Origin of the sequence: Arsenophonus sp. ENCA (genome assembly GCF_002287155.1) — a bacterium.
In the GTDB taxonomy this organism is placed as follows: Bacteria; Pseudomonadota; Gammaproteobacteria; order Enterobacterales; family Enterobacteriaceae; genus Arsenophonus; species Arsenophonus nilaparvatae.
Genome location: NZ_NHNG01000026.1, coordinates 1 through 590 on the forward strand (window position 1 = coordinate 1; position 590 = coordinate 590).

At 55.3% G+C, this 590-nt stretch carries 1 pseudogene; it reads right to left on the reverse strand.

Annotated features, from left to right (window positions below):
• Nucleotides 1-590 (reverse strand): annotated as a pseudogene (locus tag CBG25_RS00725) (oxidoreductase); the annotation flags it as partial.

Below are 590 nucleotides of genomic sequence, written 5' to 3' on the forward strand. Positions count from 1 at the left end.
CCGGTTAACGGTTCATGGTACAGCGCATGCATGGTTGCCCAGGCTAAATCAGCGTGGCTGGCATCTTCACTGCGATCCGCTTCATAGGTGGGACGGTGACCACTGGCGGTCGTGGCGCGTCTAATCGCCATAAAGGCACGGGTAATATCCTGCGCACCGGCATCATATTCGAGCCGGTGATGGCTGATAACATCATAGGCTTTTAACACCAGCGCATTTTTCAGCGCCGGGTTATAGATAAATTCGTTGACCTGCGGGAAAAAATCGCGCACATATTGCAGGACACCGTGACCGATACCCGTTGCATCCAGCCCGATATAGTCGACCTGATAACGGGTGGTGAGTTGTTGGATTGCGGCGGCCTGTGCGCGAAAGTCCAGCCCACGCCATTGGAAGTACTCCAGAATGCGAAATTTTCCACCGGGTGTGGTGGGTGGCCCAATGACGACACAGCCTGCGCTGTCACCGTGCTGGGAGCCTTTGGCGGGGTCGTAGCCTATCCAGACGCTTTGTGACCCATAAGGCCGTGACATCAAGGGTGATGCGGCGTGCGATATTTGAAGCCAAAACGTGCGATAAATGGAAGGCCA